The organism is Mucilaginibacter sp. P4_E8 (genome assembly GCF_056401495.1).
Genome location: NZ_JBFUJG010000026.1, coordinates 1 through 16,665, shown reverse-complemented (window position 1 = coordinate 16,665; position 16,665 = coordinate 1). Strand labels below are relative to the sequence as shown.

Below are 16,665 nucleotides of genomic sequence, written 5' to 3'. Positions count from 1 at the left end.
TTAATTGGTTGTCCAAACAAATGCTGGCCAGTCATAACTGCCGGGTTTTAAAGTTAAATATAATTGATTATTGCCTGCTATTTTCATACGGATAACCCCGGGGCCCATTTGTTCCAGGGGATATAATTTTGAAATATTAAGCTGTGCTAATATTGCCCACGCGGTAGCGCCACCCTCAATCAGCAGTTCGTGCAGATGTGTTTTTAAGTTTATATATTTTACAATGGTACCCATTTTATGAGTAAGCAGAACGGGATCAATGTTAAGTCCCTTAGTAGTATCAGGATGTATGGCCATTATAGCGTTGTGGTGTTCTGTAAGCGTTTGAACAACCTTGTTAGCATAGCACTCATATTCGGAAGTCTGTGGATCATCACTATCAATGATGGACGAAGGAATATAAACCACAGGGATATCATTAATAAAACCGTTATGATTATAGTGTATGTCCTGATGAAATGTACTGCCGAATACAAATAAGCGGGAAGGCGAAATTTGATAAATAATAGTAGTGTCAACAGCTGGCTTTGCCGGGATTAAACGATTAAGTAAACAATTGAATAAACCTGATGCGCCGGCAATAATGGTGTTATCATCAGCAAGTTTAATCCAGTGTGTGAGGGCGTTTTCATCTGCCGCTTCACATATCATTATACCCGTATCTGGTAGTTTTTCATGGGTTTTTAGCAGAGGTAGATCATCATCAGCCCTGAGCATGTGCCTTACATCTGACGACGTTACCGGGAACGCCGGATCAACTGAGTAATTGCTTAAATGCACAGGCACATTATTAAAATAATAAATGCCGTTAATAATCTTTTTGCCATGCAGAGGATTCCCCGGGATGATCAATGTCCTTTTTAACCCGGATGCTTTCATTTGACTGCTAACTTCATCTAAAATATGTCCTCGCAATACGGAGTCGATCTTTTTAAATAGTACCCTTGGTTTAAGGGCCATTAACTGATGAGTTAGCTCATAGGTTATTCTTACGGCTTCGGCTACGGGCAGCGAACGCGTATCCGTTGCGATGATCAGCAGATCAGCTTTGCAATCCGGTTCAACAATGGTATTAATTTCGGTTTTTAGCTGATAATCTAATCCAATACCGGCCAGTTCGGCCGCTCCTGTAAGATCATCTGCAATTACCGCTATCATATATTTTGATTTAACCTGGTTTTGCTAAGCCTTACAGCCGATTCAATAGCCAATATCATAGCATCGCTGCTGGCCACACCTTTCCCGGCTATTTCAAAAGCAGTCCCATGATCAACAGATGTGCGGATGATAGGCAATCCCATGGTGATGTTTACGCCTTTTACACTATCCATCTGCTGCTTTTGGGCGTTCCATTTAAAGCCGGTAAGTTTAAAAGGAATATGTCCCTGATCATGGTACATGGCTACTATGCCACCATAATAACCAGTTGAAGCTTTAGAAAACAAGGTATCGGCAGGAATAGGCCCTTCCACATCATAGCCAGCTTTCAGTGCTTCCTGTACAGCAGGTAATATCTCCTGATCATCTTCGGTACCAAATAACCCTGAATCACCAGCGTGAGGGTTTAACCCGGCAATGCCAATTTTCAGATTTGTTTCACCTAACTGGATCAATCCGTTATGCAGCAGTTCAATCACCTCTATAATTCTTTCTTTTTTCACCAGGTCACAGGCCTGCCTTAACGAAACATGGGTTGATACATGGATCACTCTCATGTTTTCTTCCACCAGCAGCATAGCATATTTTTTAGTGTTGGTGAAGTGGGCGTATATCTCCGTATGGCCGGCAAAATGATGCCCGGCCTCATTAACTGATTTTTTATTAATAGGTCCCGTAACTGTAGCGTCAACCTCGCCAGCAAGTGCCAGATCGATCACTTTTTTTACTGCGTCAAATGATGCATTACCTGCCATTGCTGATATCTCACCAAAGCGCAACTCGCTCATATCCACGTTTTGCAGATCAAATACATCGGGCTCGCCATAAATAAACCTTGCATCCTGTATGTTTTTTATGGGATTGATCCGGGCATTAAATCCTAATCTTTTAACAATATCATTAAAAACAGCTGCATCGCCAATAATCACCGGGTTGCATATTTCAAACAATTGTTGGGTAAGCAGTGCTTTTACAGCTATTTCCGGTCCAATGCTGGCCGGGTCGCCCATGGTAATCCCTATAATTGGTTTTTTTGTTATCATTGGTATATAGGCAAGTTAAGATTTTCCTGAGTAATGATACTTTGCAGGGTTTGTCTGAGTTCGGCTGCATCGGGTTGTGATACCTGTTGCAGTGGCGGCATCATGTATGACTGGCATAAACCTGCACTTTCCATTAATGATTTGAGCGCTGCCAATGATCCGCCTAATAAACGTTTGCTTTGGTAAAGATCACCCAGCATATTAGAATGTCTTTGTAAGGCCAATGCAGCCTGCTCATCATTATTATCTGCAGCTACCAGCATTTTATAATAAATATCAGGAAATAAATTGCCGGTGCTTGGTACAAGTCCATCGCCACCTGTAAACAAAGCGTGGGCAGATTGCGCCCCCCATCCTAAAAAGTGGCTAAAATCAGACCGGTTGGCCCACAAACCCAGCGATTGTTTTAAACGCTCATGATTACGTTCAGAATCTTTAGTGCCTACAATGTTATCATGAAAGCTCAATTCATTCAATAAGGACAAATCAATAGAAGTATGGGTGGTTGCCGGTATGTTATAAATGATTAACGGCAGCGGGATCTCATCGGCCAGGGCTTCAAAATACTGCTTTATTTCCTGTTCAGTTAATGTAAAATATGCCGGCAAATGGGCCACCGCTACATCAACCCCTTCATCAGCGCACAGTTTGGCTATAGCCACTGAATCTGCCACGCAGTTAGATGAAATGCCCGCATAAAGCAATTTGTTTGGTTGCTTAAGTTTTGTGGCCAGTTTAATAAAATCGAGCTTTACATCATTTGATAATGAAGATGCTTCGCCTGTTGTACCCAGGATAAACGGGACGCCTCCATAATTAAAGATATTGTCAAAAATCTTTTCAACAGCTTCATGATCCAACTTATAATTTTCTGTTAGCGGTGTAATTGATGGCACCACCAAACCATTATATTTCTTTTTTATTTTCATTTTATTTCAATAAGCTGCTTCATAAATGTAGATAGCGTCGCTAAGATTTATCTGACGTGGATTATTTTTAAGTAGTCGGGCAATTTTCATGGCATCGGCCGCCATAGCCGGTATAGCTTCTTTGTTTATACCAGCCTCGCTAAGCCGAGAAGGGATACCACATTTTTCAATCAGCTCCCTGATCTTATCAACTCCGGCATACGCTGTGTAAACATCTGTTTTTCCGCTATTACAACCCAATGCACGGGCAACATCAGCATAACGCGCAGGCGCCGATGGTATATTAAATTCCATTACGTAAGGTAACAGCAGCGCGTTTGATAAACCGTGTGCCATATGGAACATACTACCCAATGGATATGATAAAGCGTGTACGCCAGCTGTATTTACCGGGCCTAAACAAAACCCGCCTAACAGGCTGCCTATGGCCAACTGTGTACGGGCATTTTCATCGGTTCCGTTGTTAATTGCTTTAATCAGATTTGCTGCTATAAGCCGCATGCCCTCATAGGCGTACATGTCAATAAATGGATGTGCAAACAGGTTCGTATATGCTTCCAAACAATGTGTTAATGCATCAAGTCCGGTTGCTGCGGTTATTTCAGGCGGCAGGTTATAGGTCAGGGCCGGGTCAATGATCACCATATCAGGAACAAGGTAAGGGCTTATGATACCCTTCTTTTGGTTATCAGCATCATCAATCAATATAGCGTTAGGTGATGCCTCACTGCCTGTACCTGCTGTAGTGGGCACACATATTAATTTGATGTTGCGTTTTTTGAGCAGACCAATGCCTGTTATATCATTTAGAGTTTGGTCATTATCAATTTGTGCCGCTAATAGTTTGGCTACATCGAGCACGCTGCCACCGCCAATGCCAATAACCACATCAGCTGGTTTATCAGCAACAGAATTTATCAAAATATCAAAATCACAGAATGATGGCTCCTGAACTATAGTTGTATTTACGTTAACGGTTATGCCTTGTGTTTTAAGTTGTTGTATAAGGGGATCAAGCTTTGTTAAAAGCACATTTATAGTAACGATCAATACATTGGAATATCCAGCTGCAGCTACTTCATCAGCTAATTTCAGGTACGAGTTTTTCCCGATAATTATTTGAGCAGGAAATCTGACAGTGATATCCCGGTAAGCAATATCTGTTTGTGTCATATATATTAAATGCGATCTTTTAAAATGAATCTCATTGCAGTGTTTCTATTAACTTCTTTAACCGAAGCCTCATTTTTTACCGGTATTGTTGACATGGGGGACAGGTTATTAATTAGTCCTGGGTTAAATATTCCTGTAAACTTTAAAGAATAAATAGATTTAAGCTGCATATATTTTATAATGAATAGAATAGAGGTTTGGTCAATTGGTTGATATGAACAAAGATGTGCAAAGACACACCTCGTTTTTACCTATGTGTTATCAAATTATTGTACGATATTATCTAAAGCCCTATGTATGCAGACAGGATTAGCAACCAACCATATTTTATTGCTCACTATATCTGAATTTAACACTTACTTCATTATTAGGGTATAAACATTTATAGGAAGGCAATTAAATATCAGGACAATTTATTATAGAGAAATAAGCTGTTTTTGTTATACAAAAGTCTTTAATGTTAGGGGCACAAGGTAACATTATCGATAAAAACTTGCTCGTAAAGACGTTAGTTAATAACTTGCGGGCTTGTATGTTATTAATCCATATAAGTAATGATTAAAATTTGCCGGTTCTTATTTCTCGTTTCAATTATTTCACTTGCCAGTACTGTATTTGCGCAACAAATTAAATTAGGCGCAAATGTGGAACAGTCATTAAAACAGGTTAGCCCCGAACAAATAAAAACAGATATTACATATTTGGCTGATGACAAGTTAAAAGGGCGTGCACCAGGAACGGAAGGTTATCAAATGGCGGTTGACTATGTTATTGGTCGGCTAAAATCACTTGATGTTAAACCTGCCGGCGAAAATAATACCTGGCTGCAACAGGTAAAGCTGCGCAAAGCATTTACCAATAATGCTGTTTTATCTTTAAATAGTGGCCAGTTAAAAAATTTGGTTGTACGAGACGATGGTTATGTAATTTACCCTAATCCTTCTGTCCCTGAGGTTAAAACCTCTGCAGATTTGGTATTTGCCGGATATGGTATCAGTGAACCCAGCCTTGGTTATGATGATTATGCCGGGTTGGATGTAAAAGGAAAGATCGTACTGATTACCCGGGGCGCTCCTGAAAAATTTTCATCCTCGGTTGCCGCGCATACCATGAACTCCGCCCAGATATTAAAAGTAGCGGCAGAACATGGGGCAGTAGGTGTTATTATTGGTTTGGCCGATTCTACAGCTCGTTTGAACAATGTCAGTAAAGGCATTTACAGTGTAATGGATAACGAAGGCAAAGTTGCTGTTTCACGCGTTTATTATTCTGATCAGATAAGTGTGTTTGGTAATATGAACTATGCGTTGTTTAATTTGTTGCTTAGTAATTCAGGTAGATCCCTGCCGGAAGTTATGAGCCATTTAAAAGCGGGTCAATCTTATTCATTTTCATTAAATGTAGGTGCTAAAGTTTCGTATACCTCAACTTACCAGGATATTACCAGCTATAATGTTATCGGAAAAATACCGGGCACAGATCCTAACCTGAAAACTGAATATGTGGTGCACAGTGCCCATTTAGATCACCTGGGTATCGGCACACCGGTACAGGGCGATTCCATTTATAATGGGGCGCATGACAATGCCTCGGGTGTAGCCAGCCTATTAGCCATTGCTAAGATATATAAAGGTATTAAACTGAAGCCTAAACGCTCTATCCTTATGGTATTGGTAACCGGCGAAGAGTTAGGCGATCTGGGATCTGGTTATTTTGCCAAACATCCAACAGTACCTGCTAAAAGTATGGTTGCAGATATAAATACTGACATGCCTACTATTATTGCTCCCTTATTATCAATTACAGCTTTAGGGGCCGAACATTCATCGCTGGCTAACCAGGTTGCTGAGGCAGCAGATCATCTGGGCTATTTAAGTGTGGAACCAGACCCCGAACCTAAGCAAGCCCGCTTTACACGGAGCGATCAATATAGCTTTGTTTTGCAGGGTATTCCGGCCTTGCATATTAAATACGGGAGTAAGACAGCCGATGGTAAAAATAATATGAACGAAATAGTGGCATCATGGCGCGAAAAATATTACCATAAACCACAGGATGATATAAATGGGATATTTGATTTTGAAGCCGGAAAGAAATACGCCCAGCTTAATTTTTTGATAGGTTATCTTGTAGCGCAGGATGTTGCCCGGCCAACATGGAACGCAGGGGATATATTTGAGCAGAAGTAATTACCCGGAAATTACTTTTCGCAGTTTAGGTTTTAATAACTTTATCATATCTAATGGTTAATAATATTGAATTGACAGAAACTTCCTTGTTAATAAATTTAAAGTGCCCCGAATGCGGCACTATACATAATGCTGCGGTTATCAATACGGTTTGTATTAATGAAACCTGCAGATCTACCTTATTTGCGCAGTATAATTTAAGTACGGGTATCAACAAAGCTGTTTTACAGGGAAGGGTGGCAACAATGTGGCGGTATAAGGAATTTTTACCTGTTACTGATGAAAGACATATTGTTACGCTTGGAGAAGGTTTTACCCCTATAATACCAATTGAAAATTTAAAACAATTTACTGGTAATAATGAAGTGTTCTGGAAAGATGAATCTGGTAACCCAACTGGTTCATTCAAAGCGCGGGGCATAAGCGCAGCCGTATCCAAAGCTAAAGAACTGGGCATCCAGACAATTGCCACACCTACCGCCGGAAATGCCGGGGGCGCATTGGCTGCTTACGCGGCCCGCGGGGGAATGAAAGCGGTTGTATATATGCCCAAACAAACACCCAAGGTTTTTAAAGATGAGTGCCATTTATACGGCGCCGAACTGGTGGAGATTGACGGCAATATAAGTGATTGCGGTAAATTGGTAAATGAACATGCCCTGTTAAATAATTGGTTCCAGGTATCAACGCTGAAAGAACCCTATCGGTTGGAAGGCAAAAAAACCATGGGTTATGAAATAGCCGAGCAGTTTAACTGGCAATTGCCTGATGTAATATTTTATCCGACAGGCGGCGGTACAGGGCTTATCGGGATCTGGAAAGCATTTGATGAGATGGAGCAATTAGGCTGGATAGGCAGCAAAAGACCGCGCATGGTGGCTGTACAATCGCAAAGTTGTGATGGTATTGTAAAGGCATTTCATGCAGGGCGGTATGTTTCTGAATTTGCCGATGGCGGATTTACCATAGCTAATGGTTTGCGCGTGCCCAAACCTTATGCTGATAAAGTTATTCTGAAGGTTTTACGCGAAAGTGAAGGATTTGCCCTTACCATTAGCGATGAAGAAATGAGCACTGCATTAAAAGAAATTGCGAAATATGAAGGTATGCTTATAGCGCCTGAGGGGGCCGCGTTATGGCAAGCCTATAAAAAATTGAAAGCCACTCAATGGATAAAGCCCGAAGAAAAAGTGTTGCTTATTAATACAGGGAGCGGATATAAATATCTGGAGAACATTAATATATAGGTCTCTTGTCTTTCGGGTTTAAGAGGGTGCAAAAAAAGTCGTTTTCTTTACAAAACGACTTTTTTGTATCTTATAGAATAAGAATCCACCACAATATTGATGAAAATATGCTCTATTTAATCTGATCCTGAAAGCTTCCAAACAAGTTTACCAACTTATCAGGATAGTCGGAGATAATACCATCTACTTGCCACTCTGCCATTTTTTGCATGGAGGCTTCATCATTAACAGTCCACGGTATTACTTTAACATTGCTTTGATGGGCATTTTTTACAAAATCAGCATCTATTAAAGCATAATTAGGGCTGATGACTGCCGGAGAAAAGCCAAGTTTCTTAATATTATCATCAAAGCTGTCTTTATTCTGTACTAAATATGACAGCGGTTGTTTAGGATATTTTTGATGCAGCAATACTAACGGTCTGGTATCAAACGACTGGATGATTACCCTTTTTTGAACGCCTTTTTTCTTTAAAACATCCATTACCAGCTTAACAAAAGCCGCAGGTTGTGGATGCGCGATATCATCAGCCGCAGGTGAGCTTTTAATTTCTACATTGTAATATACGGCCTTCAAATGATGAACTTTAACGTATTGTTCAACACTATCTATCAATGCTGACAGTAACGGTTTATATGTTTTCATTTTTTTTTGTTCAGGAAATTGAGGGTGTGGTTTAGTACCCGCGTCAAAACGCCTGATACTATCGTAAGGCATCCTGTACAATAAAAATTGTTTTTCCTCGGTTTTGCTGATCAAACTGCCATCAGGTTTGAGCATAAAATCGGACGACATATAAACATCGTGCGATACAACTACCTGTTTGTCTTCTGAGATCACACAATCCAGCTCCAGCGTTTTAACTCCCAGGTCAACGGCATGAAGCATGGCCGGAATGGTGTTCTCAGGCATTAGGGCGCGTCCGCCGCGATGGCCTTCCACATCTAACTTTTGCTGTGCAAAAACTGAAGATATAATACAACTGAACAAGGGTACAAATAAATATTTCATAGATAAATTTTGATGACTGGTTATTTAAAAATTAACTTTCTTAAATTTTGCTTGATTTGTAATGTAGTTAATCAGGGGCGAAAGTAGGGTAGGGTTGTTAAGTTGGATTTGGAGGTTTATTATCAAATTGATAAATTTAATGAACTATTTGGCGGATAATCCGGTTAAGATAGATTGTATAAAACCATCCATTACCTTGGCCGGGTTTGCACTAAATTTATTTGTTGACCGGTTAGCAAGGATAACATTAAAAGATAACGCATGATGACCAAGACATTGGGCAAGGCCGTATATTCCAGCGGTTTCCATTTCAAGATTGGTGATTTTTTCTCCTCCTGACGATTTAAAAGCAGAAAGTATGGATAACAGTTGGGGCATTGATGACTTTGCCCTTACCTGCCTGCCCTGGGGTGAATAAAAACCGGGAGCAGTAAGGGTTAAACCAAGTGGCGCCATATAGTTAAATTGATTAAGTAACTTATTGCTGGCAGATGCTAAATAAGGATCAAGGTTGTAGCCACCCGGAATGGATGAGCGGAATTCTGATAAAAGTTGCTGATCTTTTAAAGTTATTGAATACTCATAAAAATGCATGAGCGAATCCATGCCAAGTGCGGCAGACGAGATCAATAAACTATCAATCGGGATCTCTGGCTGCAATGCGCCGGAAGTGCCAATGCGGATAATATCAATACTACGAAGGTTTGAATGGGGGAGCCGGGTTTTAAGATCAATATTTACAAGGGTATCTAATTCGTTTAATACAATGTCAATATTGTCTGTACTGATGCCGGTTGAGATAACAGTCAGGCGTTTATTACCGATTCGTCCGGTATGTGTAATGAATTCACGTTTACCTTTTTTTATTTCAATATGATCAAAAAATTTGCTTACCCGTGCAACCCTGTCCGGATCTCCAACCAGAATAACAAGGTCGCTTATATCGTCAGGATGCAAATTTAAATGATAAAGGCTGCCGTCCTCATTTAAGATGAGGTCGGTTTCTGAAATTCTTTCCAATAGTTTATGTTGATTTGGGGTATATTACCGATACTTAAATTAATTTATCAGGAGTGATAGGCAACGTTCTTATCCTTTTTCCAGTGGCATTATAAACCGCATTGGCAATTGCCGCGGCTACCCCGATGAGTGATATTTCGCCAATACCTTTTGTTCCTAACGGATTAACATATGGATCTGGTTTGTCAATAAAGATGGCTTCCATTTGGGGTATATCCGCGTTAACGGGTACGTGGTAATCGGCAAAATTATTATTTACATACCGGCCATAACGGTCGTCAAATAGAATTTCCTCTGTGAGTGCCATTCCAATGCCCCCAACGGCTCCGCCAATCATTTGGCTGCTGGCTGTTTTGTGGCTTACAATTTTACCGGCATCAACAACGGCAACTACTTTTTTTACTTTAACAACACCTGTTGCCGGATGTACATGAACCTGTGCAAAATGTGCGGAGAATGAATACATGGAATATTTTTGGCCCTCATCTCCACCTTGTGAATCTTTGGTCACTTCCAGGTATGGCAAATTAAGCTGTTTTAATACATTATCATAAGCAATTGGTGCAGTATCACCTTCGGGTTTGCCTGCTAATATGTTAAGCTTTTGTTTAAGCGCAATGCAAACATCATGTACTGCTGATCCTACTGTAGATACCGTGGCTGATCCACCCTGTGTTGGAGCTTGGGGATAAGATGAATCGCCCAGATCAAAAGTAATTTTGCCTGGGGAGATACCTAAAACATTTGATGCAATAAGTACCATAGCTGTGCCAGTACCCGGCCCGATATCGCTTGCCGCACTTTGAATATTTACAGAACCATCGGGCATTAGTTTAGCTTTTGCCAAAGCCTTACCCCGGTGGGCGCCAAAAGCTCCACAGCCAATACCATAACCTACAAGCCATTCGCCATCACGTATAGAAGCGGGTTTGGTGGGGCGTTTATCCCAGCCAATATGTTCGGCCCCTAATTGGTAACATTCTTTTAAATATTTACTTGACCATGGTAAATTCCGTTCAAGATCTGTATCAGCATAATTACGCAATCTTAATTCTATGGGGTCAATATTTAAAGCATAAGAAAGTTCGTCAAGGGCCGATTCCAGGGCAAAAGACCCGGTTGCTTCACCAGGGCCACGCATTGGAGCTGGTACCCCTACATTCAGAGGGACTACCTTATAACGGGTATTGGCATTGGGGCTGGCATATAAAAATCTGGACACATTAACAGAGCCCTCTGTGAATTCTTCATAAACCGCTGTCTGAGAGTGTGATTCATGGGTGATGCCAACTAATTTACCATCAGGGGTGGCGCCTAAGCCAATTTTTTGAACGGTATGCGGTCTGTATCCCACCAGCGTGAACTGCTGCTCACGGGTAAATACCAATTTTACCGGGCGATTAACCATTTTAGCGGCCTGAACCGCTGCAATTTCATGCGGCCATGTACGCAAAGCCGAACCAAATGCGCCACCAACAAACCGCGAGTTGATTTGCACATTATTTATATCCAGTTTAAACGCGTCTGCAATGGCCCTTTGGGTATTTTTAACTCCCTGGGTTTTTGTATACACGGTTACTTTATCAGCCGTATCCCATATAGCAGTGGTAACGTGTAATTCCATTGGGTTATGCATTTCTGATGGCAGTGTATATTCCTGTTCCACTTTTACAGGTGCATTTTTATAAGCATCGGCTTCACCGCGTACATAATCAGTATAGCGGCCTCCCCCTGGTGTAACGCCTTTATCAATGTTTTTATTAAAATCAGTTTCAAAAGCCTGCTGTTGGTAGGTTGCTTTAACCAGGGATGCGGCATAGGTGGCACGTTCAAAAGTATCGGCTATTACCAGTGCTATGGGATGGCCATTGAAAAATATTTTATTGTCAATGAATAATTTTAAACTTTTTCTTACCGGCTTGGATGGGTCAGGTTGATAGCCAGGCACTTGCGGCGCATTAAGATAGGTCATTACTGCAAGCACCCCCGGAGCATGTTCAGCAGCTTTTGTATCCATATCAGTAATGGTGCCGCTTGTAATTGTAGCGGGTACCAACACCGCATAAGTTAAGCCAGGTACTTTATATTCTGCCGAATATTTTGCTGCGCCAGTTACTTTCAATCGGCCATCTACACGGCTCAAAGTGGTAACCGCACCATCGTTTTTTAATTGTATCTCTTCCATAGAATGAAATTTAAAATACTGCCATTAAGTTAACAATTGAATATTAAAAAAGCAGTGTGTAACCACATTGTTATTTTAATAATTCTGTCATCAAATATCGGTAATGTATATATCGTTATATTTTATAATTTCATGTGTTGGTAAAAACAATCGTTTTTACCAGGATAACCGATCTTATGCAACTGAAAAGTTACCGGGTTGATATTATTCTTAATAGGTAGTTAACCTAAATGCAACATTCGAGGCGCAATTTTGCAACAATTTTTAAAAGCGTTTATAGTATTCTATTTAACATGTAATTGATTCTTTATTACATGTAATCTTGAGCAAACGCCCGCTTTTAATAATATTATGATCAACAATGATTCAAGTTGTATGTTTTATTTCCATCTCTTGTATCAGAAATATCATATTTCCCAGGCATTTTAATTAATACTTTTGAACTATAATAATGATAATAAATATGAAAACTCTTTTAGGCGTAATTTTAATACTGGCTTTACCATGCTATAAGTGGAGTGGTGATAATGATGATCTGCCAATTAATAAGATCCAGGTAATAGGTTCGCACAACAGCTATAAAGAAGCTATTGACCCAGCTTTGTTTAAAGTTTTTCAAAAACAAAATCCTGAGGCCGCCGAAAAAATTGATTATGAACACATCAGTCTTACAGATCAGCTTAATATGGGCTTGCTAAATCTTGAAATTGATGTTTATGCAGATTCAAAAGGAGGCAAATACGCGCACCCCAAAGGTTTGGATTGGGTAAAAGATCAGCCACCATTTGATCCGGATGGTGAAATGAAACAGCCTGGTTTTAAAGTATTTCACATTGTTGATCTTGATTTTAGGAGCCATTGTTTAACTTTTAAAGATGGTTTAAAACAATTAAAAACATGGTCAGATGCCCATCCTGATCATAATCCCATCTTTATTACTTTAGAGCCTAAAGATGGAAAACCCAAAGATCCCAAGCTTACCGTTCCTGAAAAATTTACCACGCAAACGCTTGATGAACTTGATCAGGATATCAGAGATGGTTTAGGTAATTCTATCATTACACCTGATATGGTTAGGGGTAAATATGCTACCCTTGAAAGCGCTGTGCTGCATGGCAACTGGCCAACTTTAAAAGCTGCAAAAGGTAAGTTTATATTTATAATGGATAACAACAAGGAAGACCGGGCGCTTTACATTCAGGGGCATCCATCTTTAAAAGGAAGGGTATTGTTTACTAATACTGATCCTGGCAATCCTGAGGCTGCCATGATGATCCTGAACAATCCCCAAAATCCGGATATAAAAGAGCTGGTTAAAAAAGGATACATCATCAGAACCAGGGCCGATTCAGATACCGAACAAGCCCGTGCCAATGATAAAACAGATTTTACAGCAGCCTGTAATTCCGGTGCGCAAATTATAACTACAGATTATTATTTAAAAAGCACGCACTTTAAGTCTGATTATGTGGTGAACTTTGATGGAGGAAACAAATATTTCCGCTTAAATCCTGTACTTAATAATAGCATAGTAAACAACGGTACTGGCAATTAAGGATAATTACAAGGGACTGCTAAACAGCGGTCCCTTGTAATATTGCATACTTTCGCAAGTATATCAGTTAGTAATATTAAGGCTAAACTGGTCGGTTAAGGTGGCTTGATCGTCCTGAGCGGTTAACGCGTAATATTGACCGGTTATGGTTAATCCTTCAGTGGTTTTTTCTACAGCTATCTTTAAAAAACCATGTTTGGAATCACAATAGTTTACCAGCTGAATATGATCAAATAACGGATCTTTATTGGTAAACCGTTCATCATCGGGCTGCGCTACGGCATGCAACTCATCAAAGCCGCCTGCTCCTGCAATAATATAGGTCAACACTTTATTATCTGAATATACCTTATTGAATCGCTGGTAGTTATGTACGTGGCCGCTCAAAACCATGTCGGGTTTTATGCCCGTTTCTTCAAATACCCCTTCCAGTAATTCAATCATAGGGAGGCTCGAACCGTGGTTAATATCGGCAGAATAGGGGGCATGATGTAAACAAAGCAATAAAGCTTTCTGCGGGCGTTCCTGGTCATTGGCTTTAAGCTCTTCTACAAACCATTTCCGCTGTTCGGCCGTAATAACACCAAATTTAGGTACGTTGCTGTGCAAACCGATAATATTGATGAGCGGCGTTTTTAATGTCCAGTATATATTAGGCTGAATCATGCTCATTCTATCAGTATCTCCACCCAAATTAACCGGGTTTGAAACCGTGTCGCAAAATACTTTAGTAAAAGCGTCCAGGCTATGATAAGGAACCGGGTTGGCCGGGTTTACATCGCTATCATGATTGCCCGCGATTGCAAAAATAGGCCCCGGATAATTTTTATACGGTGAAAAAAAMTGTTGGTTATAACAGGCTGATTCACCATGATTGTAAACAATATCGCCTAAATGGTACAGGAACTGGGGCTTATCAGTTATTGCTGCCATTTCACATTGTTTAGACATTTCTGCGGCAACTAACTCAATATTTTCAGGGTGGCGTACACTGCCGGTATCGCCAACCATGTGGAAAACTATTTTCTGGTCATCAACTCCGGGCAGTATTTTATTTATAGATAGATGATAAGGGTACAAACCAGTAGGGGAAGGTAAAGGTTGAAATTTATAGGTATCATCAGGCTGATCCAGTTTAAACACCGGTTTTGCCTGCAAAGTGTTAAATGTTGTCATGTTGTCAAAAATACCAAACGGGTATTAAGCCTTGATTAAATAAATGAAAGTTGACATCATAATTACCCTGAAAATTTAATTGATGTAATAGGAAACATGCAATGGTTCTCTATTTTACCCCATAATTTTCTACTTTTAGCATTATATTATAAGTATTGTATGTTTTGGTACGAAGAAGAGGTTAAAGGACTCGAAAAGGAAAGGTTGCAATTAACCTATGAGCCATCAACATTGTTCTATGGAAGTTCGTCTATAAGGCTATGGGATAAACTATTTGATGATTTCAGGCCCTTTAAACCGGTTAACCTGGGTTTTGGAGGGGCTACACTTGCGGCATGTTCCTGGTTTTTTAACCGTATTGTTGCTCCCTATGATGCTAAATCCATCGTGATTTATGCAGGAGATAATGATCTGGGAGATGGAAGGCATCCTGAAGAGATATTTATTTTTTTTGAGCAGTTAGCCAGCCAAATTTCCAACCGGTTTGGTGATATTCCCTGTTATTTTATTTCTATTAAACCCAGCATTGCCCGTTGGGACCTGATCAACTCACTAAAGTATGCCAATAACATAATTGAAAACGAGATCATAAAGCGGGATAATAACTGGAAATTCATCAATATATATAACAAGATGTTAAATAAGGATGGATCTCCTGAAAAAGACTATTTTCTGCAGGACGGACTTCACTTAAGTCCTAAAGGATATGCATTGTGGAAACAACTGGTGTATGCCAGGCTTTTAGAAAATTTTCATGCAGAATTAATATAAAGGTCATACGATAGCCTCATCTTGCAATGCACAATATGAATAGAGAATATATTCAGTGGTATAGCCCTTCTCTTCAAAAAAATATGGAGATGCTTATTTTTGGTTATGGCGGAGCCTCTGTTTTATTTTTCCCAACCAGGATGGGAAGGTTTTATGATTACGAAAACTGGAGGGTAATAGAGTCCATGCGTGATAAGATTGAAAAGGGCTATATTCAGGTTTATTGTGTTGACAGCTGCGATTGCGAAAGTTTTTATAGCTCAGGATTCCATCCATCGGCAAAAGTAATGCGCCATATTCAATATGAACAGTACATTCTGCAGGAAGTTATGCCTTTTATGCATAAGAAAAATCCCGGTTCATTTAAAATTGCCGCCGGTTGCAGCCTTGGGGCCTATCATGCTGTAAATATCTCACTGCGGCACCCTGATGTATTTAATAAGGTGATTGGTATGAGTGGCAGATATGACCTTGCAAGTAAAATTGGGCATTATGAAGATCTGTTAGAAGGTTACTGGGATGAGAATGTTTATTTTAACATGCCCCTGCAATATATTCCTAATTTAATGGATGAAGACCGGTTGTTTAATATAAAACAAATGCACATTGTAATAGCTATTGGGCAAGAGGATGTATTGCTGGAAAATAACCGTACGTTATGCAGGATGTTATCGGAAAAGGGGATAAACAGCTCATTATATATCTGGGATAAAGAAGCACATCAGGCCCGGGCATGGCGCCAAATGGTAATTAATTATTTATAGGTTTCAGCAAAATAGAGCTCATTTATAATTAGCCAGTTGAAAAATAGTTAAAAGATGGTGGGCTTCATGCAGTAAAAAAAATTCGATCCATTTCAAGATATTCAAATTTCCGTAAACCGGGTGGGTGCCTGTTTTATTCAACTCTGTTTCTGAAATATCTTCAATTAATTGGAGTATATCCTGACGGTTTAATTTGATCTGTTTAATCAGATCTTTTGTGGGCCTGGTTCTCCAGCCTTCAAATTCCGGATCATCTTCCGCTTTGTAGCGGCCAAATGAAGGGTTCTCTGTAGATAAAATTTTATTGATCCTATCCATAAACACAAGTTGATATCTTGTTAAATGCGCTATGTTATCATGTATATTCCATTTATCGGGCTGAAGTTTTTTAAATAATTGTTGTTCATCAAGATCAAAAATGATCTCACTGATTGTTTCATGCT

General features: G+C 39.9%; 14 protein-coding genes. 5 read left to right on the top strand and 9 right to left on the bottom strand.

The genetic code is table 11. The features are described 5' to 3' along the window. From AC1DRQ_RS12785 to AC1DRQ_RS12770, 4 genes are read right to left on the bottom strand one after another with little or no spacing between them, the layout of a single operon-like run. Nucleotides 1-1,158, bottom strand: a complete 1,158-nt coding sequence (locus AC1DRQ_RS12785) for a four-carbon acid sugar kinase family protein (protein ID WP_477424893.1) — start codon at nucleotides 1,156-1,158, stop codon at nucleotides 1-3. Continuing rightward, nucleotides 1,155-2,201, bottom strand: coding sequence for a 4-hydroxythreonine-4-phosphate dehydrogenase PdxA (pdxA, locus tag AC1DRQ_RS12780; RefSeq protein WP_477424890.1), 1,047 nt, complete (start codon nucleotides 2,199-2,201; stop codon nucleotides 1,155-1,157). The genes AC1DRQ_RS12785 and pdxA overlap by 4 nt, the downstream gene beginning before the upstream one ends. Next, nucleotides 2,198-3,130: a dihydrodipicolinate synthase family protein gene (locus AC1DRQ_RS12775; protein ID WP_477424888.1), complete on the bottom strand. Its 933-nt coding sequence runs from the start codon at nucleotides 3,128-3,130 to the stop codon at nucleotides 2,198-2,200. Before AC1DRQ_RS12775 ends, pdxA begins: the two co-directional genes overlap by 4 nt. Nucleotides 3,131-3,136: 6 nt before the next feature. Then, a complete protein-coding gene (locus tag AC1DRQ_RS12770; RefSeq protein WP_477424886.1) occupies nucleotides 3,137-4,303 on the bottom strand; it encodes an iron-containing alcohol dehydrogenase in 1,167 nt (388 codons plus the stop codon). Between the two features lie 554 nt (nucleotides 4,304-4,857). Here AC1DRQ_RS12770 and AC1DRQ_RS12765 point away from each other — a divergent pair. Together AC1DRQ_RS12765 and AC1DRQ_RS12760 are read left to right on the top strand one after the other, a co-directional pair. Further along, complete coding sequence (locus AC1DRQ_RS12765) at nucleotides 4,858-6,492, top strand: M28 family peptidase (RefSeq protein ID WP_477424884.1); 1,635 nt, start codon at nucleotides 4,858-4,860, stop codon at nucleotides 6,490-6,492. Between the two features lie 53 nt (nucleotides 6,493-6,545). After that, nucleotides 6,546-7,739, top strand: coding sequence for a threonine synthase (locus AC1DRQ_RS12760; protein WP_477424882.1), 1,194 nt, complete (start codon nucleotides 6,546-6,548; stop codon nucleotides 7,737-7,739). A gap of 112 nt (nucleotides 7,740-7,851) precedes the next feature. Here AC1DRQ_RS12760 and AC1DRQ_RS12755 read toward each other — a convergent pair whose 3' ends face one another. The 3 genes from AC1DRQ_RS12755 to AC1DRQ_RS12745 all read right to left on the bottom strand — a co-directional run bounded on the left by AC1DRQ_RS12755 (nucleotide 7,852) and on the right by AC1DRQ_RS12745 (nucleotide 11,956). Next, nucleotides 7,852-8,751 (bottom strand): glycerophosphodiester phosphodiesterase family protein, encoded by a 900-nt coding sequence (locus tag AC1DRQ_RS12755; protein WP_477424880.1) that lies wholly within the window; start codon nucleotides 8,749-8,751, stop codon nucleotides 7,852-7,854. Nucleotides 8,752-8,895: 144 nt separating this feature from the next. Next, the gene (locus AC1DRQ_RS12750) at nucleotides 8,896-9,771 is read right to left on the bottom strand and encodes a nucleoside phosphorylase (protein ID WP_429393018.1); all 876 of its coding nucleotides are present in this window, start codon (nucleotides 9,769-9,771) and stop codon (nucleotides 8,896-8,898) included. Nucleotides 9,772-9,805: 34 nt separating this feature from the next. Then, nucleotides 9,806-11,956 (bottom strand): xanthine dehydrogenase family protein molybdopterin-binding subunit, encoded by a 2,151-nt coding sequence (locus AC1DRQ_RS12745; protein WP_477424878.1) that lies wholly within the window; start codon nucleotides 11,954-11,956, stop codon nucleotides 9,806-9,808. A gap of 463 nt (nucleotides 11,957-12,419) precedes the next feature. On the opposite strand from AC1DRQ_RS12745, the gene AC1DRQ_RS12740 reads away from it, so the two are divergent. Next, entirely contained in the window at nucleotides 12,420-13,511 is a 1,092-nt protein-coding gene (locus AC1DRQ_RS12740) for a phosphatidylinositol-specific phospholipase C1-like protein (protein ID WP_429393014.1), read from the top strand. 63 nt (nucleotides 13,512-13,574) lie between these two features. On the opposite strand, the gene AC1DRQ_RS12735 is transcribed toward AC1DRQ_RS12740, so the two are convergent. After that, nucleotides 13,575-14,687 carry a metallophosphoesterase family protein gene (locus tag AC1DRQ_RS12735; protein ID WP_477424875.1) on the bottom strand — a complete coding sequence of 371 codons (1,113 nt, stop codon included), beginning with the start codon at nucleotides 14,685-14,687 and terminating at the stop codon, nucleotides 13,575-13,577. A gap of 159 nt (nucleotides 14,688-14,846) precedes the next feature. Here AC1DRQ_RS12735 and AC1DRQ_RS12730 point away from each other — a divergent pair, with 159 nt between their 5' ends. Both AC1DRQ_RS12730 and AC1DRQ_RS12725 read left to right on the top strand, forming a co-directional pair. After that, nucleotides 14,847-15,458 (top strand): GDSL-type esterase/lipase family protein, encoded by a 612-nt coding sequence (locus AC1DRQ_RS12730; RefSeq protein WP_477424873.1) that lies wholly within the window; start codon nucleotides 14,847-14,849, stop codon nucleotides 15,456-15,458. Between the two features lie 35 nt (nucleotides 15,459-15,493). Then, complete coding sequence (locus tag AC1DRQ_RS12725) at nucleotides 15,494-16,222, top strand: esterase family protein (protein WP_477424871.1); 729 nt, start codon at nucleotides 15,494-15,496, stop codon at nucleotides 16,220-16,222. A gap of 18 nt (nucleotides 16,223-16,240) precedes the next feature. On the opposite strand, the gene AC1DRQ_RS12720 is transcribed toward AC1DRQ_RS12725, so the two are convergent. After that, on the bottom strand, nucleotides 16,241-16,665 hold a 425-nt coding region (locus tag AC1DRQ_RS12720; RefSeq protein ID WP_477424869.1), incomplete at its 5' end, for a DinB family protein.

Excerpts from the sequence above, each read along its gene's own strand:
- AC1DRQ_RS12785 (WP_477424893.1), bottom strand. The coding sequence starts at position 1,158 with ATGATAGCGGTAATTGCAGATGATCTTACAGGAGCGGCCGAACTGGCC.
- pdxA (WP_477424890.1), bottom strand. The coding sequence starts at position 2,201 with ATGATAACAAAAAAACCAATTATAGGGATTACCATGGGCGACCCGGCC.
- AC1DRQ_RS12775 (WP_477424888.1), bottom strand. The coding sequence starts at position 3,130 with ATGAAAATAAAAAAGAAATATAATGGTTTGGTGGTGCCATCAATTACA.
- AC1DRQ_RS12770 (WP_477424886.1), bottom strand. The coding sequence starts at position 4,303 with ATGACACAAACAGATATTGCTTACCGGGATATCACTGTCAGATTTCCT.
- AC1DRQ_RS12765 (WP_477424884.1), top strand. The coding sequence starts at position 4,858 with ATGATTAAAATTTGCCGGTTCTTATTTCTCGTTTCAATTATTTCACTT.
- AC1DRQ_RS12760 (WP_477424882.1), top strand. The coding sequence starts at position 6,546 with ATGGTTAATAATATTGAATTGACAGAAACTTCCTTGTTAATAAATTTA.
- AC1DRQ_RS12755 (WP_477424880.1), bottom strand. The coding sequence starts at position 8,751 with ATGAAATATTTATTTGTACCCTTGTTCAGTTGTATTATATCTTCAGTT.
- AC1DRQ_RS12745 (WP_477424878.1), bottom strand. The coding sequence starts at position 11,956 with ATGGAAGAGATACAATTAAAAAACGATGGTGCGGTTACCACTTTGAGC.
- AC1DRQ_RS12740 (WP_429393014.1), top strand. The coding sequence starts at position 12,420 with ATGAAAACTCTTTTAGGCGTAATTTTAATACTGGCTTTACCATGCTAT.
- AC1DRQ_RS12730 (WP_477424873.1), top strand. The coding sequence starts at position 14,847 with ATGTTTTGGTACGAAGAAGAGGTTAAAGGACTCGAAAAGGAAAGGTTG.
- AC1DRQ_RS12725 (WP_477424871.1), top strand. The coding sequence starts at position 15,494 with ATGAATAGAGAATATATTCAGTGGTATAGCCCTTCTCTTCAAAAAAAT.